This is a genomic window from Streptomyces otsuchiensis (genome assembly GCF_004305975.1).
GTDB classification, from domain to species: domain Bacteria; phylum Actinomycetota; class Actinomycetes; order Streptomycetales; family Streptomycetaceae; genus Streptomyces; species Streptomyces otsuchiensis.
Genome location: NZ_BHZI01000005.1, coordinates 1 through 26563, shown reverse-complemented (window position 1 = coordinate 26563; position 26563 = coordinate 1). Strand labels below are relative to the sequence as shown.

At 73.8% G+C, this 26563-nt stretch carries 19 protein-coding genes; 10 read left to right on the top strand and 9 right to left on the bottom strand.

Annotated features, from left to right (window positions below; translation table 11 throughout):
• Nucleotides 1-102 precede the first annotated feature (102 nt).
• The 4 genes from E0D90_RS01010 (at nt 103) to E0D90_RS00995 (ending at nt 4189) form a co-directional block, all read left to right on the top strand.
• Nucleotides 103-843 carry a DsbA family protein gene (locus tag E0D90_RS01010; protein ID WP_227869898.1) on the top strand — a complete coding sequence of 247 codons (741 nt, stop codon included), beginning with the start codon at nt 103-105 and terminating at the stop codon, nt 841-843.
• A gap of 66 nt (nt 844-909) precedes the next feature.
• Nucleotides 910-2019 carry a C40 family peptidase gene (locus tag E0D90_RS01005; RefSeq protein WP_130796271.1) on the top strand — a complete coding sequence of 370 codons (1110 nt, stop codon included), beginning with the start codon at nt 910-912 and terminating at the stop codon, nt 2017-2019.
• 367 nt (nt 2020-2386) lie between these two features.
• On the top strand, nt 2387-3658 hold the full coding sequence (locus E0D90_RS01000) for a hypothetical protein (protein ID WP_130796270.1): 1272 nt from the start codon (nt 2387-2389) through the stop codon (nt 3656-3658).
• Between the two features lie 27 nt (nt 3659-3685).
• A complete protein-coding gene (locus tag E0D90_RS00995) occupies nt 3686-4189 on the top strand; it encodes a DoxX family protein (RefSeq protein WP_227869897.1) in 504 nt (167 codons plus the stop codon).
• 61 nt (nt 4190-4250) lie between these two features.
• Here the strand turns inward: E0D90_RS00995 and E0D90_RS00990 are convergent, their stop codons facing one another.
• Together E0D90_RS00990 and E0D90_RS00985 are read right to left on the bottom strand one after the other, a co-directional pair.
• Nucleotides 4251-4463: a hypothetical protein gene (locus tag E0D90_RS00990; RefSeq protein ID WP_103501441.1), complete on the bottom strand. Its 213-nt coding sequence runs from the start codon at nt 4461-4463 to the stop codon at nt 4251-4253.
• Nucleotides 4460-6124, bottom strand: coding sequence for a PspC domain-containing protein (locus tag E0D90_RS00985; RefSeq protein ID WP_130796269.1), 1665 nt, complete (start codon nt 6122-6124; stop codon nt 4460-4462). The genes E0D90_RS00990 and E0D90_RS00985 overlap by 4 nt, the downstream gene beginning before the upstream one ends.
• Nucleotides 6125-6246: 122 nt before the next feature.
• On the opposite strand from E0D90_RS00985, the gene E0D90_RS00980 reads away from it, so the two are divergent.
• From E0D90_RS00980 to E0D90_RS00965, 4 genes are all read left to right on the top strand, one after another.
• Entirely contained in the window at nt 6247-7524 is a 1278-nt protein-coding gene (locus E0D90_RS00980) for an ATP-binding protein (protein ID WP_130796268.1), read from the top strand.
• A complete protein-coding gene (locus E0D90_RS00975; protein WP_130796267.1) occupies nt 7514-8203 on the top strand; it encodes a LuxR C-terminal-related transcriptional regulator in 690 nt (229 codons plus the stop codon). The genes E0D90_RS00980 and E0D90_RS00975 overlap by 11 nt, the downstream gene beginning before the upstream one ends.
• Before the next feature lie 152 nt (nt 8204-8355).
• On the top strand, nt 8356-9048 hold the full coding sequence (locus E0D90_RS00970; RefSeq protein WP_130796266.1) for a hypothetical protein: 693 nt from the start codon (nt 8356-8358) through the stop codon (nt 9046-9048).
• Nucleotides 9049-9104: 56 nt separating this feature from the next.
• Nucleotides 9105-10070, top strand: a complete 966-nt coding sequence (locus E0D90_RS00965; protein WP_227869896.1) for a hypothetical protein — start codon at nt 9105-9107, stop codon at nt 10068-10070.
• Between the two features lie 110 nt (nt 10071-10180).
• Here the strand turns inward: E0D90_RS00965 and E0D90_RS00960 are convergent, their stop codons facing one another.
• A complete protein-coding gene (locus E0D90_RS00960) occupies nt 10181-10768 on the bottom strand; it encodes a DinB family protein (RefSeq protein ID WP_130796264.1) in 588 nt (195 codons plus the stop codon).
• 104 nt (nt 10769-10872) lie between these two features.
• Here E0D90_RS00960 and E0D90_RS00955 point away from each other — a divergent pair, with 104 nt between their 5' ends.
• On the top strand, nt 10873-11475 hold the full coding sequence (locus E0D90_RS00955) for a GNAT family N-acetyltransferase (RefSeq protein WP_130796263.1): 603 nt from the start codon (nt 10873-10875) through the stop codon (nt 11473-11475).
• A gap of 155 nt (nt 11476-11630) precedes the next feature.
• On the opposite strand, the gene guaA is transcribed toward E0D90_RS00955, so the two are convergent.
• Complete coding sequence (guaA, locus tag E0D90_RS00950) at nt 11631-13205, bottom strand: glutamine-hydrolyzing GMP synthase (protein WP_130796262.1); 1575 nt, start codon at nt 13203-13205, stop codon at nt 11631-11633.
• 293 nt (nt 13206-13498) lie between these two features.
• On the opposite strand from guaA, the gene E0D90_RS00945 reads away from it, so the two are divergent.
• Nucleotides 13499-13891 (top strand): chorismate mutase, encoded by a 393-nt coding sequence (locus tag E0D90_RS00945; RefSeq protein ID WP_130796261.1) that lies wholly within the window; start codon nt 13499-13501, stop codon nt 13889-13891.
• A gap of 584 nt (nt 13892-14475) precedes the next feature.
• Here the strand turns inward: E0D90_RS00945 and E0D90_RS00940 are convergent.
• The 5 genes from E0D90_RS00940 to E0D90_RS00920 all read right to left on the bottom strand — a co-directional run bounded on the left by E0D90_RS00940 (nt 14476) and on the right by E0D90_RS00920 (nt 26373).
• The gene (locus E0D90_RS00940; protein WP_130796260.1) at nt 14476-16416 is read right to left on the bottom strand and encodes a GMC family oxidoreductase; all 1941 of its coding nucleotides are present in this window, start codon (nt 16414-16416) and stop codon (nt 14476-14478) included.
• 23 nt (nt 16417-16439) lie between these two features.
• Entirely contained in the window at nt 16440-18014 is a 1575-nt protein-coding gene (locus E0D90_RS00935) for a succinic semialdehyde dehydrogenase (protein WP_103501451.1), read from the bottom strand.
• A 155-nt stretch (nt 18015-18169) separates the two neighbouring features.
• Entirely contained in the window at nt 18170-21574 is a 3405-nt protein-coding gene (locus E0D90_RS00930; RefSeq protein ID WP_130796259.1) for a serine/threonine kinase C-terminal domain-containing protein, read from the bottom strand.
• A gap of 94 nt (nt 21575-21668) precedes the next feature.
• On the bottom strand, nt 21669-24419 hold the full coding sequence (locus E0D90_RS00925) for a serine/threonine protein kinase (protein ID WP_307721122.1): 2751 nt from the start codon (nt 24417-24419) through the stop codon (nt 21669-21671).
• Nucleotides 24420-24642: 223 nt separating this feature from the next.
• The gene (locus tag E0D90_RS00920) at nt 24643-26373 is read right to left on the bottom strand and encodes a glycerol-3-phosphate dehydrogenase/oxidase (protein WP_130796258.1); all 1731 of its coding nucleotides are present in this window, start codon (nt 26371-26373) and stop codon (nt 24643-24645) included.
• Nucleotides 26374-26563 lie beyond the last annotated feature (190 nt).

Below are 26563 nucleotides of genomic sequence, written 5' to 3'. Positions count from 1 at the left end.
ATCGGCCGCCTTCCGCGTGGTTGACGCCCGTATGCTGATAAGCCCCGCACCCGTCATGTGACGTCGCGCCGAGCCCCGGCGGGCGGCAGCTCTGGAGCCCGGATGTTCAGCCGTAAGAACCAGTCCGTCATCGTCATGGTCATCGTCGCCCTCGTGGTCGGCGCGATGGTGCTGACCGGACTGACCTCGACGGGCGGCGGCTCGGGCGACGCCGACGACGCCGGAGCGGGCCCCGAGGGCTCCGGTGAGCTGGCCCTGCGGCCGATCCCGGCGGAGGACCCGATCCACGAGCTGGTCCGCCGGGAGGCGGACGACCCGCTGGCGCTGGGCGAGGAGGACGCCCCGGTGGTCATGATCGAGTACGCGGACTTCCAGTGCGCGTTCTGCGGTGGCCACGCCCGCGGCACCCACCCGGAGCTGGTCGAGGAGTACGTCGAGGCGGGCGTGCTGCGGATCGAGTTCCGGAACTTCCCGATCTACGGCCCGGAGTCCGACCGGGCGGCGCGCGCCGCCTGGGCGGCGGGCCAGCAGGGCGTGTTCTGGGAGTTCTACGCGGCGGCGTTCGCGGAGGACGCCCACCAGGGCTCCGGCAAGTACTCGGAGGACGGCGTCCTGGAGCTGGCGGAGGCGGCGGGGGTGGCGGACCTGGAGCGGTTCGCGGAGGACCTGGAGTCGGCGGAGGCCGGTGAGTCCGTGGAGCGCGACGCCAACGAGGGCGTGGACATCGGCGTCGAGACGGCACCTGCTTTTCTGATTAACGGACATCCAGTGGTGGGCAGCCAACGCGTGGACGTTTTCCGCGACGCGATCGATCAGCTGAACCCCGCGGCCGATCAGAACTGATCCCTTGCGGCCAATCACGATCGGTTGGCCCGACCCACCACCGAGCCGGGGCTAGCGTCCACACCCATGGCTCCCCATCAGACGAACGGCCGCCGTCGGCCCGTGCACCGAAAACCGAGAACCCGGTCCCTGGCCGGTTCCTCCGCCCGGACGGCCGCCGGCCTGACCCTCGCCGGCGCTGCCACGGCCGGCGCCCTGCACTCCCCGGCCGTGGCCGACCCGCGGCCCAGCGCGGCCGACGTCCGCGAGCAGGTCGACACCCTGCACCACGAGGCCGAGCAGGCGACCGAGCGCTACAACGGCGCCACGGAGGCAGCCGAGGCGGCCGAGGAGCGGCTCTCCCGGCTCGCCGCCGAAGCGGCGCAGCGCACCGAACAGCTGAACACCGCCCGCGACGCCCTCGGTTCGCACGCCGCCGCCCAGTACCGCGCCGGTGGCCTCTCCCCCAGCGTGCAGCTCGCCCTCGCCAGCAGCCCCGACGACTACCTCTCCCGCGCCGCCGCCCTCGACCGTGCCGAGAACCGGCAGGGCGGGGCCATGGAACGCCTGGCCACCCAGCTCACCGAGATCGAGCGGCTGCACGGCGAGGCCGCCGAGGAGAACACCGAGCTGCGCCGGGCGCGCGCGGAGGCCCGGGCGGAGCGGGACGCGGTCGAGGGCAGGATCGCCGAGGCAGAGGAACTGCTGGAGACCCTGACCGCCGCCGAACGCGCTCGCGTCCTGGCCGCCGAGGGCCACGGCGAGACGACGGACACGGGCACCGCGCCACGCGGCCCCGAGCGTGCCGACCGCGCGACCGAGCCCCGCGCGACCGCGCCCGCGGCCAGCTCCCGGGGCGCGCAGGCGGTGGCCTTCGCCGAGGCCCAGCTCGGCAAGCCCTACGGCTGGGGTTCCACCGGACCGAGCTCCTACGACTGCTCCGGCCTCACCCAGGCCGCCTGGTCCGCAGCCGGCGTGTCACTGCCGCGCACCAGCTACAGCCAGATCAACGCCGGCTCCCGGGTCTCCCGCTCCGACCTGGCCCCGGGCGACCTCGTCTTCTACTACTCCGGCCTCACCCACGTCGGCATGTACGTCGGGAACGGGCAGATCATCCACGCCTCGCGGCCGGGCACCCCGGTGCGGTACGCGCCGGTGGACTCGATGCCGTTCGCCGGCGCCACCCGCCCGGCGTGAACCGACCGAAGGCGTGAACCGACCGGAGGCGTGAACCGGCCGGGGGCATGAACCGACCGGAGGCATGAACCGGCCGGGGCGGGGCCGCCCGGCGACTGAACCGGCCGGCGACCGACCGGCCACGCCGCCCCCGCCCTGCCGCGCTGCTTCGCGGCAGGGCGGGTGGTGCACCGGGCGTATGGCATCCGCCCGTCGCGGGCATGACGGCCAAGGAGGCGCGCCCCGGCGCGCCCCGCGACGCGGACGCACCACCCGCGAGCACGGCCGGGGATCTCAAGGCCCGGCAGGGCACGGGACGGCAGGCCACGGGGCGGGCGGCGACACCGCCCCTCCGGGCGTGCACCGGACGGGGAAGAGGCGACAGACGATGACGGCCGAGACACCGGCCGCCGGGGAGACCCGGCACCACGCACAGGGCTGTGTCTGCGAGGCGTGCCCACACGGCGCGCGCCACCGACACCGCCGGGCCGCAACGGCTTTCGCGCGACGCCGGGACGAACTGGCCGCAGGCGTCGGCGTACCGGACTCGCTGGCACGCTCCCCCGAGGCCGCCCGTCAGTGGATCTCCGACGAACTGACGATCGCGGCACGCGAGTTGGCCGCACTGGGCCGCACCGCCGGTGCGGCCCGGCTGGCAACGGCGGCGCGCCGCACGGTGATCGCGGCCTGGACGGTGGTCGGCGTGCTCGTCGCGCTGGCCCAACTCCTCGCGCCGGGCGGGGGCTGGTCGCTGTCGACGACCGCCGGGCTCCTCGCGGGGGTCGCCGTGGCCGCCGTACTGACCCTGGCGTGGCGGGTGTTCCGCCCGGCCACGATGTTCGCGCCGCTGGTCGGGGACGACGGGCGGTTCTGCACCGCGCGGGCGGTCGCCGCCGCCTGGCTGCTGCTGTCGGGCTACGCCGCGCTGCTGCTGTCGGCGACTCTGGCCGGGGCCGCCGGGCCGCAGGCCCGGCGGGAGCTGGCGGAGGGTCTGACCCTGGCGAACGGCGCGGGGCTCCTGGTGTCGGTGGGTATCGCCCTGGCCGCCGCCGGGTGGGTGCGGCTGACGGTCTCCCGCCGGGTCCGCCGCTTCGCCATGCAGAAGGTCCGCGCGGACCGGCCGCGCCCGGCCGACCTGGTCGGTGACGACGACGGCGTCGTGGGCTTCGCCCCGGTCGCCTACCTGGTGGCCTCTGCCGCCGCGCTGAGCTTCGCGGCGGCCGGGCTGATCCGTACACCGTCCGAACTGCCGCCGGTCCCGTGGCCGTTGGTCGCACTGTTCGCGCTGGCCGCGGCGGCCCACGTGGCGGGCGCGTACACCGACGGCGCGCGGCCGGTGATCCTGTCGGTGGTGCGGGCACGCGAACCGGGCGGCCCGCACGCGCCGGTGCGCCCCGGCGACGACATCGAGATCCGCGGCTCCGGCTTCGTGCCGCCCGGCGCGCGGCGGCCGGCCCGGCTGGCGGAGACCGTGGTGCGCGTCGGGAACGTCTACGCGCCGGTGCCGTTGATCCCCGTCGAGGGCGGATTCAGCAACCCGAGCGAGGACCGGCTGGTTGTCGCGCTCCCGGCGGAGGTCGAGCCGGGGCGCACGGAGATCCGGGTGATCACCGCCGCGGGTACGGAGTCTGGGCGGTACACGATCACGGTGGCAGACTGAGAGGACGCCGCCTGCGAGGAGCCCGTCATGCCCGTGAACCGAGTGAACGGCCCGATGGACGACCAGGGTGGGGTCCGCGAACGGCTGGCGCTGCACGCTTTGCTGCCGCTGCGGCTCTTCCTCGGCTTCACCTTCCTGTACGCGGGCATCGACAAGTTCACCTCCTGGGGGCCGTTCACCAGCTCCATGGACGTGTCGGTCATGGAGTCCATGGTGGAGTTCAGCCGTGACCGGGCGGCGGCGCCCTGGATCGCCGAACTCGCCGTGGACCATCCGGGCCTGCTGATCACCGGGGCCGCCGTCGCCGAGATCGTCATCGGCGCGGCGGTGCTGTCCGGCTTCCTGACCCGGCCGGCGGCGCTGGCCGGCGCCTTGCTGATGTTCTCGATGTGGCTCACCGTCGGCTGGGGAACCAGCCCGTACTACTTCGGCCAGGATCTGCCCTACGCGGTCGGGTTCCTGACGCTGGCGCTGGCGGGCGCCGGCACGTTCTCGCTCGGCGCGGCACTGCGCGAACGCGCCCGCCCCTGAACCCGCCTGCCCTCCTGCCCTCCTGCCCGCGCGGACACGCGCGCGGGCAGTCGTCCGGCCGTCAGTCCGGCCGGCGCCGGAAGACGTAGGTCGCGACCGACGCGAGTGCCGTGAGGGCCAGCGTCACGGGCAGCGCCAGAGCGATGTAGCGCAACTGGACGTCCAGTTCGCCGGCCGCCCGGGCGACGAAGGCCACGGCGATGACCAACAGGCCCACGCCCAGCAGCAGTCGGGCGGGTTCGAAGCGGAACCGCGTCTCGGGCCTGGTACTCATCGGACCACCACCTGTGCCTCTCCCTCGGGCGACGGGGCGAGGACGCCGACCGTCGCGGCGGCCTCCACCGGCTCGCTGTCCTCGTCCTGCTCCCGCTGTTCCTCGTCGGCCGGGTGCGGACCCTGTTCGGGGGGCGGCATCCGGTTGATCTCGATGTGACCGACCCCGACCGACAGGTTGAGGGCGATCACGCCGCGCGAGTCGATTCCCGGCGTCGGGCCGTAGGTCCCGACCCAGTCGGCGCGGAATCCGCCGCCCTGGATCCGGGCGCTGGGGCCCCGGTCCCGCTCCGCCGGGTCGCCGAAGGTGTAGCCGCCGAGCCAGATGTCGGAGACGACCTCCACCGTCACGTCGTTCGGAACGAACACACGCACCTGGCCGCCGCCGACCCGGACCGACGCCTCCGCCCGCTCGCCGTCCGCCAGTTCCAGGCCGGCGAGATCGAGGGTGGCGCGGCCACTGCCCAGTTCGTACTCCGGCTCGATCTCCGAGACCGCCGTCGGGGTCCACCGTTCCTCGGTCCACTGGGTGGTGATGGACGCCGGCAGCGTCGCCGCCGCCAGCGTCGCGGCGGTGGCGAGCACCGCACCGAGGGTCGTGCCGATGCCCAGCCGTCCCCAGAACGCGCCGACGACGAGGCCGAGCCCGAACACCGCGACCGCCGCCGAGCCGGAGTACACCAGGGCGGTGCTCAGCGTCGTCCGGTCCCAGGAGAGGGCCCCCACGATGACCGCGGCGACGACCGCGAGCAGCAGGACCGGCCCGCCCAGCCAGAACTCCCGCCGCGGCTCCGGCGGCGGCTCGGTGCGCGCCCCCGGTGGACGGAACGGGTCGCCGCCGCCCGGGCCCTTGCCCAGGTCCACCCTCGGCGGCAGGTCGGAACCGTCGTAGCCCGTCGGCCCCCACAGATAGCCCTCGCGGGCGTCCGACCCACCGGTACGCCACCAGGAAGCGGTCGCCGGGGCGGGCGGCGCCTGCACCTCGGGCGGCGCGCTCGCCACCGCCTGCGCGGTCGCCGCGTCCGGGGGGCCGCCCGCCGTCCAGGAACCGTCCAGGCCGCGCCGGTGCCGGGACCAGTACGCGGCACCGATCAGCGCGGCCAGCAACATCACCGAGAAGGACTGGGACCGGCCCGGCAGCGAGGCGAGCAGCAGCCCGAAACCGACGACCACCAGCAGCAACGCGCTCAGGCCCGGGCCGTCCACCCGTCCGGACAGCATCCGGCGGCCCTCGTTCTCGCTGTCGTCCTCGAACGGCAGCAGCAGCCACGCCACGCCGTACGCGATGAAGCCGACGCCGCCGATCACGGAGAGCACGGCGAGCGAGATCCGGAAGATCACCGGATCGAGATCGAAGTAGCGCCCCAGTCCGCCGCAGACGCCACCGATCACCTTGTGCCGCCTGCTGCGGGTCAGCCGGTCACGATGGGCGTCGCCCTCGGCGACATCCCGCCTCCCCCACCCGAACGGACCCGGCACACCGCCGGGACCGCCACGCTGGTCGTGGCTGTGGCCGTGGCCGTGGCCATGGCCACCGTGCCGGCCGCCGTCGTGGCCGTCGCGCGGCTCACTACCGGATCCCGCGTGACCGCCGTGACCGGGCCACATCGGAGGCGCGGCACGGCCCTCACCGGCCTGCCCGTGCGGATACTCCTGAGTCATGCGTTCATCGTGCCCGCCAGGCCGCCCCCCGGGCATCCGGGTGCGCCCGGATCCGTCCCTGATACCCGGCTCAGGGGCGAACCCTGATGCCCCGCCGCCGTGACGCGTGTGACGATCGGTCCATGACGACCGCCACGCCCACGTCCGGCGCCGAAGTGGAGGAGGCTCCCCCACGCAAGCTCTACCGCAGCGCCGAAGGCCGCTGGCTGGGCGGCGTGGCGCAGGGACTCGCCGGTCACCTCGCGGTACCCGTCTCCTGGGTGCGGATCGCCTTCTTCGCCATGACCGTCGCCAGCGGCATGGGCATCCTGCTCTACGGCGTCTTCTGGTTCGTCGTCCCGCTGGGCACCGGACCGGTCCGCCCGCGCGGCCACCCGCACCCCCACCCTCCCGCCGAGAACCGGATGCGGCAGTACTCCGTGTACCTGCTGGGCATCGTGATGATCACGGTCGGCGCTCCGGTCTTCTGGCAGAACGTCCAGTTCGAGATCTCCGGTGGCTACCTGTGGACGATCGCACTGATCGCCATCGGCGCCGCGCTGGTCTGGCGGCAGGCCGACGACTCCCGGCGGGCGCACTGGGCGAAGGTGACCCGCGGCGGGCCCTGGGTGCCCCTGGCCCGGTCGGCCGCCGGCGGCATGCTGGTGCTCGTCGGCGTCGCCGGCTTCGTCGTCACCCGTGCGAGTGAGGACCTCAGCCGGGTCGTGCAGGCCGCCCTCGCCGTGCTGGTCGGTACCGCCCTGCTGGCCGGGCCCTACCTGGTCCGGATCGTCCAGGACCTCTCCGAGGAACGCACGATGCGCATCCGCGCCCAGGAGCGCGCCGAGGTCGCCGCCCATGTCCACGACTCGGTACTGCACACCCTCACCCTGATCCAGCGCAACGCCGCCGACCCCCGCGAGGTGTCCCGGCTGGCCCGCGCCCAGGAGCGCGAACTGCGCGCCTGGCTCCACAAGTCGGCGGAGAGCTCCTCCGGGAGCGCGAGTGAGGACGACGAGGAGACCCGCACCTTCGCCGAGGCCGTGAAGGCCACCGTCGCCGAGGTGGAGGACCACCACGGCGTACCGATCGAGGTCGTGTGCGTCGGCGACTGCCCGGTGGACGACCGGCTGAGCGCCCAGCTCCAGGCGGCCCGCGAGGCCATGGTCAACGCCGCCAAGTACGGTGGCGAGGACGGGCCGGTCCGGGTGTTCGCCGAGGTCGAGGACGGAACCGTCTTCGTGTCGGTACGCGACCGCGGCCCCGGCTTCGACCTCGACGACGTACCCGCCGACCGCATGGGCGTCCGCGAGTCGATCATCGGCCGGATGCAGCGCAACGGAGGCCGGGCCCGGGTACGGTCGGAGCCCGGCGAGGGAACCGAGGTGGAACTGACGATGGAGCGCACGGATGACCGATGAGGCACAGCCCGCAGTGACCCGGCGCGCCCGCGTGGTGCTGGTCGACGACCACCGGATGTTCCGGGCGGGCGTCCAGGCGGAGATCGGCCGCACCGACGAGACCGGGGTGGAGGTCGTCGGCGAGGCCGGGGACGTCGACCAGGCCGTGACCGTCATCAGGGCCACCCGGCCCGACGTCGTCCTGCTCGACGTCCACCTCCCCGGTGGCGGAGGAGTGGAGGTGCTGCGGCGCAGCGCCGAGCTGATGGGCTCGGCGGACGCGCCGGTGCGCTTCCTCGCCCTGTCGGTCTCCGACGCCGCCGAGGACGTCATCGGCGTCATCCGCGGCGGGGCGCGCGGATACGTCACCAAGACCATCACCGGCTCCGACCTCGTCGGAGCGATCTTCCGGGTGGCCGACGGCGACGCCGTCTTCTCGCCCCGGCTCGCGGGCTTCGTCCTGGACGCCTTCGCCTCCTCCGACGCCGCGCCGGCCGACGAGGACCTCGACCGGCTCACCCAGCGCGAACGCGAGGTGCTGCGGCTCATCGCCCGGGGCTACGCGTACAAGGAGGTCGGCAAGGAGCTGTTCATCTCCGTCAAGACGGTGGAATCCCATGTCTCCGCCGTCCTGCGGAAGTTGCAGCTCTCCAACCGCCACGAGCTGACCCGCTGGGCCACCGCCCGCCGCCTGATCTGACGAACGGCGCGCGGAACGCGACACCAACTGCCGCCGCGGACGTCACTGTGAGAGGCCGGTGACAATCGTCGCCGGCCTCTGGCGAGCCCAAACTCCTTGACGTAGCGTCCGAAACGGCCACATCCGCACCAACGTTTCCGGGGGGACACGGCGTGACCGCGCGTACCCGAGCCATCGCCGTCGCCATCGCGACCAGCACCGCACTCCTGCTCACCGCCTGCGGCGGTTCGGACGACTCGTCCGACGACGCACTGCCAGGCGTCGGCGAGGGCAGCGATCAGACCGACGAGGACACCGACGACGCGGACGACGCCGACACCGGTGACGACGACGCGGACGAACCGGACGACGGCCGCCCGCAGATCGAACTCCCGGACGGCGTGGAGATGGATTTCGACTGGGACGAACCAGAGGACCCCGAGGAAGCGGCCGCGGTCGCGGACGCGGCGGACTACATCCGCGCCATCACCGTCGGTGTCAACGAGCAGGACCCCGAGCACGCCCTCTACCAGGGCTTCTCCCTCGAAGAAGCGCGTCGCTTCGGCGAGGGCCACATCAAAGCGTGGGTCGATGGAGGCTGGATCAAGTCCGGTACGGATCGGTACTACGACCTCGACGTGCGCCGAAACGGCGACGTGATCGGAGTGGCGTTCTGCCGGGACAACAGCGAGATGGTCGGCAAGGACGCGGCGTCGGGCGAGGTCGTCCCATCGGAGGACAGCGGCCCCTACGGCAACTTCGGCCGCTACTCCCTCGTGATGTCACCCGCCATGGGTGACGAGAACGCCTGGCTGGCGACCGACATCGACATCCAGACCGAGGCCCAGCAGTGCGCCGGAGAGTGAGGCGGGGCGTCCTGGCGGCGGGCGGCGCTCTCGGCACTCTGCTGATACTCACGCCCGTGGCGCGGGCCGAACCCACCGACATGGACGCGTACGGCGAGAGCGACGGCCAGGACATCGCGGCCGGTGCCGGTGCGACCCTGATCACCTGGGACGAGAGCCGGAACGGTTCCGGCTCAGGCAGTGGCCCGGTGGCCACGACAGCCAGGAACTGGTCGCCACCTCCGTGCTGGTACGCGCCCAGGTGGACGCCGAGCGAGTTCGGAGAATGGTTCGAAGTCGCCTGGGACCTCGACAACTTCTCGGCGGGCCACTCGGGGTCCGCCGCCGTGTCGATGTGGAACCACTACGAACGAGGCGAACCGTACGAGGACTTCAATGCCGAGGAAGAGGGCAACGGCATGTGGTGGGCGGCGGTGCAGAACCCCAATGAGCAGGACATCCTCGAACGGGGAGCCTGCTCCGCGATTCCGTTCTGGGTCGAGGACGGTGAGACACCGGAAGTCGAGAACGCGATTTCGCCGGAGATCCTCGCCGAACTGGCCTACGAGCGCATCCGGGTCCCTGCCACCGAGGTGACTCTCTCCCCCGCCGACCACAGCGAGCAGGTCGTCAATCTCCCGACCTGGATCTGGGCGGAGAACGGCGACTTCTCCGAGGTCGCCGTCACAGCGAGCCTCGACATCCTGGGGATCTCCGCCACGACCACCGCCCGGCCCACCTCGCTGCGGATCGAGGCCGGTACGGGTGACGCCGACCTGCACCCCGGGTCGGGTGAGTGCGCCGTCAACGCGGACGGCTCCGTCGGCGAGCCCTACGCGGACGGCCGGTCGGGGGAGACCCCGCCGTGCGGTGTGACCTACCACCGCGCGACCCACCAGGCGGGCTCGTACCCGATGTCGGCCAGCGTCACGTGGGAGATCAGCTGGGAGGGTTCCGGCGGCAGCGGCGGCACCCTGCCCAACGCGGTCTTCGAGACCACCCACGATCTACAGGTCCGTGAGGTCCAGACGATCGTCCGCTGACGACGAGCGCGCGGGCGGGCGCGGCCGGTACACCTCGGCGCGCCCGCCCATCACCGGCCTGAGCCTCCGTCTCGGGGAACGGCTGGTCCAGACCGGTCCGTCAGTCCCGGTCAGCCCCCGTCAGCCTCGCGTGCGGTGCGTTCCAGGCGTTCGCGGTACTCGGCCCACCAGTCCGCGTCCTGTCCCGGCAGGTTGTCGTTGCCGTGGGCCAGGCCCGCCGCGCCGTCGATCTGTTCGCGGACGATGTCGGCGTGCCCGGCGTGGCGGTGGGTCTCGGCGGTGACGTGGATCAGGATGCGGTGCAGGGTGACGGCGCCCCTCTCGCCCCACCACGCGACCCGGCCCGGGGCGTCCAGCGCGAGTGCGGCGACGGTGGCGTCGGTGTGCGCCCACGCGCGGTGGTAGAGGCCGACGATATCCGCGCGGGTCTCCTCCGCCGTCGCCCACATGTCGACGTTGGGGGTGTCCAGGTCTTCCAGCCAGGCCGGGGCGTCCGGCACGGGCCGGGCGAAGGTGTCGCCGAAGTAGCCCATCTCGACGCCTGCGGAGTGCTTGACCAGGCCGAGGAGGTTGGTGCCGGTCGGTGTCAGCGGACGTCTGATGTCGTACTCGGACAGGCCGTCGAGCTTCCACAGCAGCGCGTCGCGGCCGGACTGCAGATAGCGCAGCAGATCTGCCTTGGGTTGGGTGTCGTCCATCCCCGCAGTGTCGCAGCGACCTCTGACACCCGCCGCCCGCCGCCACCCGGCCGGGCGCCGGTAATCCGGTTGCCGGGCGGGCCGGCCGTGGCGAGCATGGCGGGATGGCGACCACCCTCACCACCGACCGGCTCCTGCTGCGCCCCGTCCGGGATTCGGATCTGGAGACGGCGTACGCGATCAACAACGATCCGGAGGTCATGCGCTACCTCAACGGCGGCAGGCCGGTGCCGTTGGAGCGGGTCCGGGACAAGGATCTGCCGCGCATGACGCGTCACCATCCGGCGATCGGCGGACCCGCGTACTGGGCGGCGGAGGAGAGGGCCACGGGGCGGCTGCTGGGGTGGTTGCTGCTGCGCCCGGTGCGCGAGGGGGACGGCTCGCTGCTCGAACTGGGCTACCGGCTGGGCCGGGACGCCTGGGGCAGGGGCCTGGCGACGGAGGGTTCCCGGGCACTGATCCGGTACGCGTTCACCGAGCTCGGCGCGGAGCGGGTCACCGCCAACACCATGACGGTCAACGCGGGTTCGCGGCGGGTGATGGAGAAGTGCGGACTGCGCCTGCTGCGCACCTACTTCGACAAGTGGCCCCAGGACATCGAGGGCTCGGAACACGGCGACGTGGAGTACGTCCTGGACCGCGCCGACTGGACCGACCCGACCGGCAGGACCGACCCGACCGACGAACCGGACCGGCCCACGGGGTGAGCCCCGCCGCCCAACGTCACCACACCGCCACGCCACCACACCGCCACGCCACCACCGCGCCGCGTGCCCCGGCAACACCGCTCCCCCCGAACGACCGCGGGTCCGGAGGATCAACGATCCTCCGGACCCGCCCACGGCTCACGCCGCCCGGCCGCTCACTCCCACTCGATGGTGCCCGGGGGCTTGCTGGTGATGTCGAGGGTGACGCGGTTGATGTCGCGGACCTCGTTGGTGATGCGGCTGGAGATGGTGGCCAGCACGTCGTAGGGCAGGCGCGACCAGTCGGCGGTCATGGCGTCCTCGGAGGAGACCGGGCGCAGCACGACGGGGTGCCCGTAGGTGCGGCCGTCGCCCTGGACGCCGACGCTGTGCACGTCGGCGAGGAGCACCACGGGGCACTGCCAGATCTCGCGGTCGAGACCGGCGGCGGTCAGTTCCTCGCGGGCGATGGCGTCGGCCTGGCGGAGCAGGTCGAGCCGCTCGCGGGTGACCTCGCCGATGATGCGGATGCCCAGGCCGGGGCCGGGGAACGGCTGGCGCTGGACGATCTCCTCGGGCAGTCCGAGTTCCTGCCCGACCATGCGGACCTCGTCCTTGAAGAGCTGCCGCAGCGGCTCGACCAGTTCGAACTCCAGGTCGTCGGGGAGCCCGCCGACGTTGTGGTGGGACTTGATGTTGGCGGTACCGGTCCCGCCGCCGGACTCGACCACGTCGGGGTAGAGGGTGCCCTGCACCAGGAACGCGACGTCCTCGCCGGCGTCGGCGACGATCTCGGCCTGCGCCTGCTCGAAGACGCGGATGAACTCGCGGCCGATGATCTTCCGCTTCTGCTCGGGGTCGGTGACCCCGGCCAGGGCGTCGAGGAACCGCTCGGAGGCGTCGACGACCTTCAGCTGGGCGCCGGTCGCGGCGACGAAGTCCTTCTCGACCTGCTCGGTCTCGCCGGAGCGCATCAGGCCGTGGTCGACGTAGACGCAGGTCAGCTGGGTGCCGATGGCCTTGTTGACCAGCGCGGCGGCCACGGCGGAGTCGACGCCGCCGGAGAGGCCGCAGATGGCGCGCTTGGTGCCCACGCGCTCACGGATCAGCGCGACCTGCTCGTCCACGATGGAACCGGTGGTCCAGCTGGGGGCGATGCCGGCGCCCCGGTAGAGGAAGTGCTCCAGCACCTGCTGGCCGTGCGTGGAGTGCATGACCTCGGGGTGGTACTGGACGCCGTAGAGGCGGCGCTCGTCGTCCTCGAAGGCGGCGACCGGCACCAGGTCGGTGGAGCCCGTGACGGCGAACCCCTCGGGCGCGGCCGAGCAGGCGTCGCCGTGCGACATCCAGACCTGCTGCTCGTCCGGGGTGCCCTCGAAGAGGGTGGAGCCCGACTTGCTGACGTGCAGGCCGGTGCGGCCGTACTCGCGGGCTCCGTTGTTGTCGACGGTGCCGCCCAGGGTCACGGCCATCAGCTGGAAGCCGTAGCACATCCCGAAGACGGGGACGCCGGCTTCGAAGAGGGCCCGGTCGATGGTGGGGGCGCCGTCCGCGTACACGGAGGACGGGCCACCGGAGAGGATGATGGCCTTGGGCTGCTTGGCGAGCATCTCGGCCACCGGCATGGTGGACGGCACGATCTCGCTGAAGACGCGGGCCTCACGGACCCTGCGTGCGATGAGCTGCGCGTACTGGGCGCCGAAGTCGACGACGAGAACGGTGTCTGGGGCCGTCGGGCCGAGCGATGCCACGTGGAGCTGCCTTCCAGCGGTGGAGCGGGGTGTGCGGCCGAGTCTACCGGCCGCCGATGTCTCACTATCCGGTCCGGCCTCCGGGGCCACCGGCGCGGTGGCATACTGGCCGGCATGACGCAGACCGCACGCTTCTTTACCTATGGCACCGGCCCGGCCGGCTGCCATGAGAAGCGCTGCGTACTGTACTGACCAGCGACTTTCCGCAGCGTCCCGGGCCCCGTGGGCCCGGGACGCCGTGCGTTGTGGGCCGCTCGGGCCTCGTGGGCGCGCACCTCCCCGAGGAGTTCTCGATGACCCCCGTCACCCCGGCCGGCACCACCGCGGCCGTGACACCCACGCCGGCAGCCGGACCCACGACCGAACCCGCGCTCGCACCCGCACCCGCACCCGCATCGACCGAGCGCGAGGAGGCGGAGCGGACCGGAGCGCGCACGCCGGAGGCGGCCGAACTGGTCTCCGGCGCCCGCGAGCACATCGATGTCCTGGACGCGCGGATCATGGCGCTGATCGGCGAGCGGACGGCCGTCTCGGAACAGATCCAGCGCGCCCGGCTCGGTTCGGGCGGCCGCCGGGTCAACCTGGCACGCGAGATGGAGATCCTGGAGCGCTACCGCGAGGAGCTGGGCGCTCCGGGCACCCGGCTGGCGATGCTGCTGCTGGAGCTGTGCCGGGGACGGGTCTGAGCCCCGTCGCGAGGAACCGCGGGCGGGTGCCGCGTCCGAGGACACGGGTGGGCCGATGGGCACGGGTCTGCGGAGGTGACCGGCGGTGCGTGGAGTGGACCGGCGTCACCCGTACGGCACGTGACCCCGCGCACCGGCGGGTCGTTGAACGGGTTGCTCCAGGAGCGAAGAGGCACACCGCCCCGGCATGGCAAGGGCGTTGGCCGTGGGACCTCGCTTCCGGTGTGGTGACCGGGCAGCAGGGGACAGCAGGCCGGTCACGACTACGCGGTCGGTTTCCGGGACGCCGGGAACCGACCGCGTCATCGAGGCGTTGGGGTGCTGGGGCACATTCGCCGCGACGTTCTGGGTAAAGGTTTCGTAGGACGGGTGATCGCTGGCCACGGCCTCTTGCGAGGGTCAGCAGCTTCCACGACCATGCAGTGAGCCGACATTGGCTCAACCAACGGCGGTAGCCACCTCCCCCGGGTTGGTTACCGCACGGCACTGGCGCCGCCCTGTCGCCGGTGCCGGCGAAGTGGCCCCTGGCCCGCGTTCTCCCCCGGACGCCGGGCCGGGGCCCTTCTGCGTTCCGGCCCCGGCGGTCAGCCGTGGCCGCTGGCGCCGTCGCCGCCGTGGCCACCAGCGCTGGCGCCGTCGCCGCGCGGGGGCACCACCGGTACCGGGAGCAGCGGCTGCCGCAGCGCGCCGAACGCACCGGCCGGCACCACCGGATGTCGTGGGGCCACCGCCTCGGTCCGCCGGTAGGGACGCCCGGGCGCCGGACGGGGATCCGGGTCACCGCGGTTGGGCCACAGCGACATCGCGCGCTCCGCCTGGGCGGTGATGGTGAGCGAGGGGTTGACGCCGAGGTTGGCGGAGACGGCGGCGCCGTCCACCACGCTGATCCCCGGGTGCCCGTAGAGCCGGTGGCAGGGGTCGATGACGCCGGTGGCGGGGCTGTCGCCGATCGGGCAGCCACCGAGGAAGTGGGCGGTGAGCGGAGTACCCAGCAGTTCGCCCACGTTGGCGCCGGCGAATCCGTTGATGGAGTCGGCCAGGTGCCGGGCTGCCGCGGCGCCCTCGGGAAGGTGGTCGGGGTTGGGCGTTCCGTGGCCCTGTTCCGCGGTCAGCAGCCCCTTTCCGGGGCCGCGGGTGCGCCGGAAGGTCGTGAGCGAGTTGTCGTGGGTCTGCATGACCAGCCCGATGATGGTCCGCTCCGACCAGCGGCGGTTGGACATCGACCGGCAGAAGGTCACCGGGTGCCGCAGCGCGGTCAGGGCGTAGGAGAGGACGCGCGGCATCCGGGTGGAGTGCCGGAACTGCTGGATGGAGAGCAGCCCCATGGCGTTGGAGCCCCGCCCGTAGCGGACCGCCTCGATGTGGGTGTGCGGGTCGGGGTGGATGGAGGAGGTGATGGCCACGCCGCGCGTGAAGTCGGGTGCGGCGTCGGGCCCGTGGCGTCGGCGGTAACGCCCGGGGCTGGTCTGGGCGCCGACCAGGGCTTCGGAGTTGGTGCGGGTCAGGGTTCCGAGACGGTCGGACAGGCGCGGCAGGGTCCCGGTGTCCCGCATCCGGTGCAGCAGGGTCTGGGTGCCGTAGGTCCCGGCGGCGATGACCACATGCCGGGCGCGCAGAGTGCGGGCACGGCGGCGGCGGGCACGCGGTGAGGCGTCGGTGGGGACGACGGTGATCTCGAAGCCGGTGCCCGGCCGTTCGCCCTGGCCCGCGGCGCCCTCCACGCTCTCCGCGCCCGGGGCGAGTTCCCGGACGGCGGTCACGGTGGTGAGCGGGTGGACCTCGGCGCCGGCGCGTTCCGCGAGATGGAGGTAGTTCTCGTTGAGGGTGTTCTTGGCGCCGTGGCGGCAGCCGGTCATGCACTCGCCGCACTCGGTGCAGGCGGTGCGGGCGGGGCCCTCGCCGCCGAAGTACGGGTCGGGGACCTCCTGTCCGGGCCGGGCGCGGGCCGCGTCATCACCGTCGGCGTCGTGGCCGTCGCCGAAGAACACACCCACCGGCGCCGCGTGGAAGGTGTCGCCGACGCCCATCTCCTGCGCCGCATACCGCAGATGGCGGTCGGAGGGCGTGGTGGTGGGGTTGGTGCGCACCCCGAGCATTCGCCGCGCCTGCTCGTAGTGGGGGGCGAGTTCGTCGTGCCAGTCGGTGATGTGCCCCCACTGCCGGTCCTGGAAGAACGCGGGCGGCGGCACATAGAGCGTGTTGGCGTAGTTGAGCGAGCCCCCGCCGACTCCGGCGCCCGCCAGCACCATCACCTTTTTGAGGAGGTGTATGCGCTGGATGCCGTAGAGGCGCAGTCGCGGCGCCCAGAGGTAGTTGCGGATGTCCCAGCTGGAGCGCGGGAGTTGGGACCGGGAGAAGCGGCGGCCCGCTTCGAGCACTCCGACGCGGTAGCCCTTCTCTGTGAGGCGCAGCGCGGCGACGCAGCCGCCGAACCCGGAGCCGACGACCAGCACGTCGTAGTCGAACTCCCGCTCCTGTTCGGAGCTTTCTTCGCCGTGCGACGGTATGCGCGGTGCGGGCGTCATGGGCTGCTCCTCGCGGTCGCGGCTCAGCGGAGGCGGAGGTTCTTCATCGCCTTCAGGGACAGCGACATCAGCGCCGCGTACTGCCGGTCGTCCATGCCGAGGAAGGGGGCGAGCGGCACCAGCCGCTGCTCGGCGACGGTCTGCGACTCGGTGTACTTGTGGATGCCCTCGGCGCCGTGCCGACGGCCGAGCCCGGAGTCGCCCATGCCGCCCATCGGTGCGCGGGCGCTGCCGTAGGCGGCGGCGAAACCGTCGTTGATGTTGACGGTTCCGGTGCGCAGCCGGTCGGCGACCCGGCGCGCGTGCCGGCTGTTGCCGCTCCACACCGAGGAGTTGAGGCCGAAGGGGGTGGCGTTGGCGCGGCTGACCGCCTCGTCGTCGTCGCTGAAGCGGTAGAGGGAGACGACCGGGCCGAAGGTCTCCTCGGCGCAGAGGGTCATCCGGTCGGTGACGCCGTCCAGGATGGTGGGTTCGTGGAAGTACGGACCGAGGTCGGGCCGGGGCTCGCCGCCGGCCAGCACACGGGCTCCGTGGGCCACGGCGTCCTTGATGTGGCGGGTGACGGTGTCGAGTTGGGCCTGGGAGGCCAGCGATCCCATGTCGGTGCCGTAGGCGAGGGGCGCACCGAGGCGCATCGCGCGGGTGCGCGCCGTGAACCGTTCGGTGAACTCCTCGGCGATCGACCGGTGCACATAGAGCCGTTCGACCGACATGCACAGCTGGCCCGCTGCGGAGAAGCAGGCGCGGACGGCGCCGGCGGCGGCCCGGTCGGGGTCCGCGTCGTCCAGCACCAGCATGGCGTTCTTGCCGCCGAGTTCGAGGCTGGCGCCGACCAGCCGGGCGGCGGCGCCCTGGGCCACCAGCCGCCCGGTGCGGGTGGAGCCGGTGAAGGAGACGTAGTCGGCGTGGGCCACGACGGCGGGTCCGACCAGCGGCCCCTCACCGATGACGACCTGCCAGACCTCCTCCGGCAGTCCGGCCTCCACCAGCAGGCGGCGCGCCCAGAGCGCGGTCAGGGCGGTCTCGGTGTCGGGCTTCATCACGACTGCGTTGCCCGCGAGGAAGGCGGGCAGGGCGTCTCCCGCGCTCAGTTCGAGCGGGTAGTTCCAGGGGGCGATCTGGCCGACGACCCCGCGCGCCCTGCGGTGCTCACGGACCCGGGTGAGGACCGGAACGGCACCGGTGTGGGCGCGGGTGCGGAGATAGGCCGGGCCCTTGCGTCCGTAGTGGCGGGCGGCGATGGCGACCGCGAGCACTTCCTCGTGGGCGTGCAGCCGGGCCTTGCCGGTCTCCAGCTGGACGAGGTCGAGGACCTCGTCCTGCCGGCGCAGCAGCAGGTCGTGGAAGCGCAGCAGCACCGCGGCGCGCTCGCGCACCGGGCGTGCGGCCCAGCGGAGCTGTGCGGCACGGGCCGCGCGGAAGGCGTCCTCGACCTCGGGGACGGTGGTCGCCGGGAGTTCGGCGAGCCGTTCGCCGGTGAGCGGGCTGTGGCAGGCGGTGCGTCCGCTGCCGGTGACGCCTCGGGTCAGCGACGCCACCAGCTCGTCGGTGACCAGCCGTGCCGCCCGGTTACGCGCTTCCTCAGGGCCAGTCGTCATACACCGGAGCGTACGGCGGCCGACCACGAGCCGCTACCCACCGGTAACTCCTTTTTCGGCAAAGTGCCAGCGATCACTGGCGCATTGACCGGAAGACGGCGGGACAGCGGCAGGCGCACCGGCGCGCCTGCCGGGCCTCGGCCCCGCCGGGACCGTCAGCTCGCCGCGCGGTAGCTCTCGGCGATCGTCGGGAACAGCTCGCCGATGTCGTCCCGGTCGGACTCGGTCCCCTGGAGCATCACCACGTGGTACCCGCCGCCGATCAGCATGGCGCGGTTGCGGGCGAACTGCCGGCCGTCGCCGCCGTCCCAGAGGAAGTCGCCCTCGGCCAGGTCGACCTGCCCGACGGTGATGTTGTGCAGGCTGCCCGAGGAGCGCCACGGCGCGTCCCGGTAGGGCTGGAGCTCCGGCTGGCTCTGGAGCTGGTAATCCATCGGCACCTCGCCGAACTCGTCGCCGCCGTCCCGTCCGGGCACCACCGTCAGCCGCAGCCCGTCGCCCGCGAAGACCACCTGGCCGTCCGAGCCGGTCGAGCGCTCCCAGCCCTCCGGCACCGTCAGCCGGAATCCCAGCGGGTCGTCCAGGCTCTCGAAGCCGTCCGGGGCGGGCACCTCGTCGGCGTCCCCGGGCTCCCCGTCGGGGGCGCCGCTCTCGCCAGGTGCGTCGTCGCCGGATCCGTCGGGAGCGGGCTCGTCCTGCTCGCCGGCCCCGCCGGAGGGGGACGAGCCGGGGCCCGCCTGCCCACCGCGCTCCTCGCCGTCGGGCAGGAACAGCAACGCGTAGGCCATCGCACCCGCCACGAGGCAGAAGACCAGCACCAGCAGGATGCGCCCGAGGTTGCGCGGGTCACCGCTCTCGCGGCGCGGACGCTTGGAGACCAGCTCGCCGCGGTGCCGCACCATCGGCAGCCGCGCCGGATCGGCCGGACGGCCGGCCTCCAGCATCGGCGGCAGCGCCGCGGTCCGGCGGCCCACGTCGGGCTCCGGGGCGGCACGGATGATCGACCGGAGCCAGCCGCGCAGTTCCTCGGCGCTGGGCCGCTCGGTGGGGTCGAGCCGCAGCAGCGACTCCACCACCGGGCGCAGCGCACCGCACTCCTCCGCGAACGCGGGCTGCTCACCGCAGACGGCCTGGGTCAGCTCCGCCGCGCTCTCCTCCGGATACGGCGGGTGGCCCTGGACCGCGCGGAACAGCAACGCGCCCAGCGCCCACAGGTCGGCGGCCGGCCCGACCGGCGGCGCCAGCCGCCAGTGGTCGTAGACCGGTCCGGCCTGCTCCGGCGCCCAGCGCTCGGTGACGGCGCCGACCATCGTCATGCGGGCCTGGCGTGCCCGCTCGGCGGCCAGCGCGTTGTCCGGCCCCCGGTAGCGGCGGGCCGCGTCGGGCACGATCCCCGTGCCCGGCGGCTGCGGCTCGGGCGTGCCACGACCGGGAGCGGCGCCCGGCGCGGAGTGCGCCGGAATCCTTGGGAGTTGCTCGGTCGGCGGCTCCTGGTCCGGCACCGCCGCCGACACCGTCGGCGGCGAGGGACGGCGCGCGGGAACCGCGTTCCGCGGCGCGGCCGACTCCCAGCCCGTCTCGATCGGACGGCTGGGTCGCGGCGTGCCGGGCAGTTCGGTCGGACCGGAGCCACGCGCCGGGGGCAGCGCCCGGGCGTCTCCGCCCGGAGCCTGCGGGCCGTGGCCGTCCCGGCGCGGGGGCGTGCCGCGTCCCGGGCCGCCGTTCCGGCCGACGCCGTACGGGTCGGCTCCGTAGGAGTCGGCTCCGTACCCGGGGGCCCCGCCGTCGGCGGCGCGCCCCTCGGCCGGTCCGCGTCCCGCGCCGTGCACCGCGTCCGCGCCGGCGCGGGTCCCCGCACGGTAGGCGGCGATGGCGCCGCTGCGGGAGGCACGTTCCAGCGCGGCCCGGGAGGGCTGCGGAGCCTGTTCGGCACCCCGGGGCGGCGGCGCGGAGCCGGGACCGGCCGCGGGGTCGCCCAGCGGGACCGGGCCACGCGGGCCGGGTCCGGCGCCGGGCAGCGGCTCACGCTGCCGGTCGGGGTGGTACGCGTGGCTGTCCGCGGCGGCCTGGTCGGCCTCAGGGTCGACGGGGCCGCCGCCGGGTACCACGTCCCAGCCCTCGGGCAACTCGTGCGCTCCGGAAGCGAGCTGGTCGCCACCGGGGGTGAACTCCCCCGGCACCGCCGGGAACTCACCGCCGCCGGCCGGACCACCCGTGAACGGGTCGTCACCCGGGGGGAGATGGCCGATCTGCGGGAGGTGGGCGGTGGGGTTCCGGTCCTCGCTGTCGTACCGGCCGGGCTCCGGCCCGTCGCCGGGGTGCGCCGGCGCGGCGGAGTCGCCCGGAAGCTCGATCCGGTCCGTGTACGGACCGATGTCACGCGGGTCGATCTGGTCGGCGTACTGGCCGGCCCGGCCGGTGGGCTCGTCGTGGTCCGGGACGCTGCCCGGGCCGTAACCGGTGCCCGGACCGTGATCCGGCTGGTGGGCGGCGCCTGGGCCGTAGCCGGGGTCCGGGCCGTACCGCGTGCCCGGCAGCGCACCGTCGGCGCGATGATCTCCGGTGTCGCGGGCGGGCGGCAGCGCCTCCCGGGGCCCGTTCGAGGCCGGCGCCCCGTACGGCCCCCGCGCCTCGTGCGGGTCATGACCGGCCGGGCGGCCGGGCGCGTTCCAGCCCGGGGGAAGCGCGTACGCGCCGGGTGCCGGCCCAGGGTGACCGGGGCCGTCCGGCTCGTCGTCCACGCGGGCGGGCGGCATGGCCTGCGGCGGGTGGGTGCCGCCCTCGAGTCCGGTGTCCGGGCGCAGGCCCGGCGGAACCGGGCCGCCCGGGCCGGCGAACGGCTGGTCGCGGCGGATACCGGTGCCGGGCGTGCGGTCCCCCGGGGTGGGCGGTGCGGCGTGGCCGTCCGCCGGGTCGTGGCCGGACGCGGCCGGCTCGGGCCCGGCGGCGCTGTCGGCGGCGTCCACGGGGAACGGGTCGTAGCCGCAGAGGACTTCCTCGGCCGCGCCCGCCGCGAGACCGGTGAGCAGCGCCCGCCCGTCGTCGCAGATCAGCACCGTGCGGGCGGTGATGTTCCGGTGCGACCAGCCGTGGGCGTGGACCACGCGGAGCGCGGCCAGCAGGTCGGCGGCCACCTCGGCGGCACGGTAGGGGCCCATCCGGTGTTCGGCCAGCAGCGCGGCCAGCGGCCGGGCCGGCACCAGTTCGCTGACGATCCAGATGCCGTCGCCCTGCACGAAGACGTCGAAGATCTGGTCCAGCCGCGCGTGGTCGGGCAACGCGGCTGCCGCCGCTGCCGCCTCCAACGCCCGTCGCACGACCGGGTCTTCGGGGGTGCGGGTGGCACGTCCACTGCCCGGAACCGATCCCGGAGGGCCGTCCCCGTACTCCCCGTCGAGGACCTCGGGGTCCACCACCTCGGGCAGCGGCACCTGACGGACCAGCACTTCCTGGCCGCTGGCGGTGTCGAAGGCGCGCGACTCGACCAGCTCGAAGACTTCCGAGGGCGGCCGGGGAAGCCGGTAACGATCCGCGAGCAGCCGCCCCGCGTACTGATCCACAACGCCTCCCCTCATGGCGTGCCGTCGGCGGTCACACACTCACGATACGTGCCGACGGCGTAACACGACGACGCTCTCGCCTGTCAACTCCCGCTCAGCCCAAGGGCATGAACGAGTTGAACGCCGTCTCCCGCACAGTGCGGCAGTCATTCCCGTCCCACTCGTCCGCCACACACGAGATCATCACGGCGTACCCCCGGCCGTCGTCGACCCGGAAGCCGCGGTTGAGCACGCGGACCCGTTGGCCCTGCTCTGTACGCTCGAACTCCCAGTCGGCGACGGTCGGATAGTCCCGCCACTCCACGGAGTCTATGCGGACCCGTTCGTAGTCGGTGCTCTGATCGCGTACCGCCGGCTCCAGGTCAAGCCACGCCTGTGCGGCGTCCTCCCCCGGTGACGTCGTGAAATCGACCTGGACGGCCGGGGGCGGCCCCGACGGATGGCTGTAAATCGCCCCGGAGTCGCGCCCACTGGTGCCGGTCTGCTCCCAGCCGTCGGGGAACGCCATGCCGAACCGGAACTGGAGGTTGACCTGCCGGGAGAAGCCGGACGGGCTCTCGGGCGGGAACGGGGCGTCGGTGTCGCGCTCCGGGGAGTTGCGGGGCGGACCGGTCTGCTCGGGGTCCGCGCCGTCGCTGCCGGGGTCCTCGTCGGCGTCGCCGCCCGGGTCCGTGTCGCCCTCGGCGTCGGGGTCTGGGTCGCCGTCGCCGTCCGTGCCGTCACCGGTCCCGTCGCCGCCGTCGCCGTTGTCCGGGTCGTCGCCGTCGGTGTCTTCGTCGCCGGTGTCCGCGTCCGTGTCGTCCGTTCCGGTGGAGGAGCCGGGGTCGTCGGCGGGGTCGTCGTCGCGGACCTGGGTCACCAGCAGTGCCCCCAGCAGGGCGACCACCACCAGGGCGGCCACCGCAAGCAGCACCGTGCGCCGACGCCGGCCGGCGCCACCCGAACCCGTCACTCCGGCGGGCGTGTTGTCGTCCCCGCCGCCTCCGCCCGTGCCTCCGGTCCCCGTGGTGCCGCTGCCGGGCGGGCCGAAGCCGGCACCCGCCGGCGAGGCGGCCGTCTCGCCGGTGGAGGCAGCGTCCGGAACCACCGGAAGCGGTTCGGCGGGCGTGCGGTCGGGGTCGGCTCCGGCGGCGGCCTTCGGCGCGCCCGGTCCCTCGGCGACGTCACCGGACGCGACCGGGCCGGCGGGCGTCTTCGTGGCGTCCGCACCTTCGTCGGGCGCGGCGGCGACGGCGGCACCCGCCGCGGCGGCACCGCTCGCCGCACCCGCGGCGGCGGCGCCCAGCGCCATCGTGCCGTGCGCTCCGTGCGCTCCGTCCGCCCGGCGCGCACGCCCCAGCGCCTCCCGCAGCAACGCCCGGGTCACCGGCTCGTCGAACCGTTCCTCGGGGTCCTTCTGGAGCAGCCCGGCGATGACCTCGGCCAGCGCGCCGGCGGACTCGGGCACCTCCACCGGATCGTTCATCACGGCCGCCAGCGTGGAGATCGCCCCGCCCCGGTCGTAGGGCGGGCGGCCCTCCAGCGCGCAGTAGAGCAGCGCGCCGAGCGACCAGTAGTCGGCCGCCGGGGAGAGGTCGTCGCCGCGCGCCCGCTCGGGGGATATGTAGGAGGGAGCGCCCACGAGCATCCCGGTGGAGGTGATCGACGGGTCCCCGTCGGCCTTCGCGATGCCGAAGTCCGTGAGAACGACCCGCCCGTCGGCGTCCGCGACCAGCACGTTGGACGGCTTGACGTCGCGGTGGACGATGCCGGCCCGGTGCGCGGCGCTCAGCACGTCCAGGACGGCGAGGCCGACCTCGGCGGCACGGCGCACCGTCAGGGTGCCGTCGTCGCGGATCACATCCGCGAGGGAGCGGCCCTCGATCAGTTCCATCACGATCCAGGGGCGGTCCTCCTCGTCGACCACGTCGAAGACGGTGACGACGCCACGGCCCCGGATGGTCGCGATGGCCTTCGCCTCACGCAGCGTCCTGGTCACCAGCCGGCGGCGCTCGGCGTCGTCGATGACCGACGACAGCCGCAGTTCCTTGACGGCGACCTGACGGGCCAGCACCTCGTCGGTCGCCCGCCAGACCGTGCCCATGCCGCCGCGGCCGACCACCGCACCGAGGCGGTAGCGACCGGCCAGCAGCCGCCCCGACCCGGTCGGCGCCTCCTGGTGCGGGACGTCTTCGGGTGGCTGGTGCGGGGTCTCGTGCGGGTCGGGCGGCGGTACCGGGTGGGCCGCGTCGTCGGGACCGGCGAGCGTCCCGGGCTCGGCGTCCGCCACCGCGTCCGTGTCGGCGTCCCTGTCCGTGTCGGCAGCCGCGTCCGCGGCGGCCGGCTCGTCCTGTGGGTGGGCGGCCAGTTCGCCCTTGCCGAGGGTGACGGTGCGCGGGGCCGGGTCGTCGTGGGCGACCGGTCCGAGCGAGACGGTCAGCGGCGCGGCGTCCTCGTACGCGACGGACCCCAGCGAGACGGTCCCGGGTGAGGGCGGCGGAGCGACCTTCCCGAGCGAGACGGTCTGCGGCGCGGCGCCCGGCCGCGCTGCGGCGTCGTCCTCGGAGGCGTCTCCGACCCCGGCGTCCTCCTCGGCACCCGCCTCGGCCGACTCCGGCCGCGCCTCGGCCGGTTCACGTGCCGGGGGTATCGCGTCACGCGGCTCTCCGCGCCCGGACTCCGCCTCGTCGTCCGCGACCGGCTCGCCCGGCCGGTCGTGGTCCTGGTCCTGGTCCTGGTCCTGGTCCTGGTCGTGGTGCTGGTCGTGCTCACCGTCCAGCGGCGCACCGGGAGCGGGCTGTGGGCCGGTACGTCCGGCGCCGCCGCTCTCCTGCTGGTCGCCGCTCTCCCCGTTGTGGTGGCCCATGTTCTCGTGTCCCCTCCGGCTTCCCGCACATTGTCACCCATCGGTGCGACAGCGGGCAGCCGGAGTCCGGGATCGGACGGGATCGGACGGGATCGGGGCGGAACCGTGTCCGGGCGGTGGCGGACCCGTCACCGGCACCGGCGCGGCGCGCCCGGCGGCACGTGTCCCGCACCCGGCGAGGCCGGGAGCGGGACACGGGTCCGGCACGGCGGTGGCGGGCGGGTCAGAGCGGAACGGTGTCCGGTGCGCCCAGCCGCGCGGCGTCCGCGGTCTGGTCATCGGGCTGGAGCTGCGACTCGCGCTCGGCCTCGACCCGCTTCTCGTAGTGCTCGACCTCCAGCTCCACCTGCTTGCCGTCCCAGCCCAGGACGCCCGCCATCAGCTCGGCGCACTCCCGGGCGCTGCGGGTGCCCCGGTCGAAGGTCTCGATGGAGATGCGGGTGCGCCGGGTGAGGACGTCCTCGAGGTGGCGGGCGCCCTCGTGGGTGCAGGCGTAGACGACCTCGGCGCGCAGGTAGTCGTCGGCGCCGGTCAGCGGCTTCCCGAGCTCCAGCTCCGGGTTCTCCTCGATGAGTTCCAGCACCTCCTCGGTCAACGAGCCGTACCGGTTGAGCAGATGCTCGACACGGGCGACGTGCAGACCGACCCGCGAGGCGATCCGCGCCCTGGCGTTCCACAGCGCGTGGTAGCCCTCGGCACCGGCCAGCGGCACCTCCTCGGTGCAGCAGTCGGCGACGCGCACGTCGAGCCCGTGCACGGCGGCGTCGACGGCGTCCTTGGCCATCACCCGGTAGGTGGTGTACTTCCCGCCGGCGACGACCACGAGGCCGGGCACCGGGTGGGCGACGGTGTGCTCGCGGGAGAGCTTGCTGGTCGCCTCGGACTCGCCGGCCAGCAGCGGGCGCAGCCCCGCGTAGACGCCTTCGACGTCGTCGCGGGTGAGGGGCACCGCGAGCACGGAGTTGACGTGCTCCAGCAGGTAGTCGATGTCGGCGCTGGAGGCGGCCGGGTGGGCCTTGTCGAGGTCCCAGGCGGTGTCGGTGGTGCCGACGATCCAGTGCCGTCCCCACGGGATGACGAAGAGCACGCTCTTCTCGGTCCGCAGGATCAGGCCGGTCGAGGAGTGGATGCGGTCCTTGGGGACGACCAGGTGGATGCCCTTGGACGCCTTGACGTGGAACTGGCCGCGTTCGGCGATCATGCCCTGGGTGTCGTCGGTCCAGACGCCGGTGGCGTTGACGACCTGCTTCGCCCGGATCTCGAAGCTCCGGAAACGGTCGTCGGCGCCGCCCTCCTCCAGATCGTGCACCTTCACCCCGACCACGCGCTCGCCCTCGCGGAGCACACCGGTGACGCGGGCGCGGTTGGCGCAGGAGGCGCCGTAGGCGGCAGCCGTGCGGACCAGGTTGGCCACGAACCGGGCGTCGTCCATCTGCGCGTCGTAGTACTGGAGCGCGCCGACCAGGGCGTCCTTGCGCAGCGCGGGGGCGACGCGCAGTGCCTTGGTCCGGCTGAGGTGCCGGTGGACGGGCAGGCCGCGGCCGTGCCCGGAGGAGATCGACATGGCGTCGTACAGCGCCACGCCGGAGCCCGCGTAGAACCGCTCCCAGCCCCGGTGCTGGAGGGGGTAGAGGAACGGGACGGGCTTGACCAGGTGGGGGGCGAGCCGGCCGAGCAGCAGCCCGCGTTCCTTGAGCGCCTCCCGCACCAGGCCGAAGTCGAGCATCTCCAGATAGCGGAGGCCGCCGTGGATGAGTTTGCTGGAGCGACTGGATGTGCCGGCGGCCCAGTCGCGGGCCTCCAGCAGTCCGGTGCTCAGGCCGCGGGTGGCGGCGTCCAGGGCGGTGCCCGCGCCCACCACCCCGCCTCCGACCACCAGCACATCGAGCTCGCGGTCCGCCATCCGCGCCAGCGCTTCGGTCCGCTCGGCCGGTCCCAGTACCGCTGTCTTCACTGGCCTGCCCTCTCGTTCGTCCGGTGGTTCCTTTCCATGGTCACCGATTTCCCGCCCGCTGTCGCCGCACACCCGTCCGAACGGAGCGATCGGGTGGGCGGCCCGCGCCGCCCGCGATCCCGGCGAGCGCCGCAAGCGGACCGGAGGGGCACGGAGACGAGGGGTGGGGCGCCGCCGGGGAGGCGGCCGG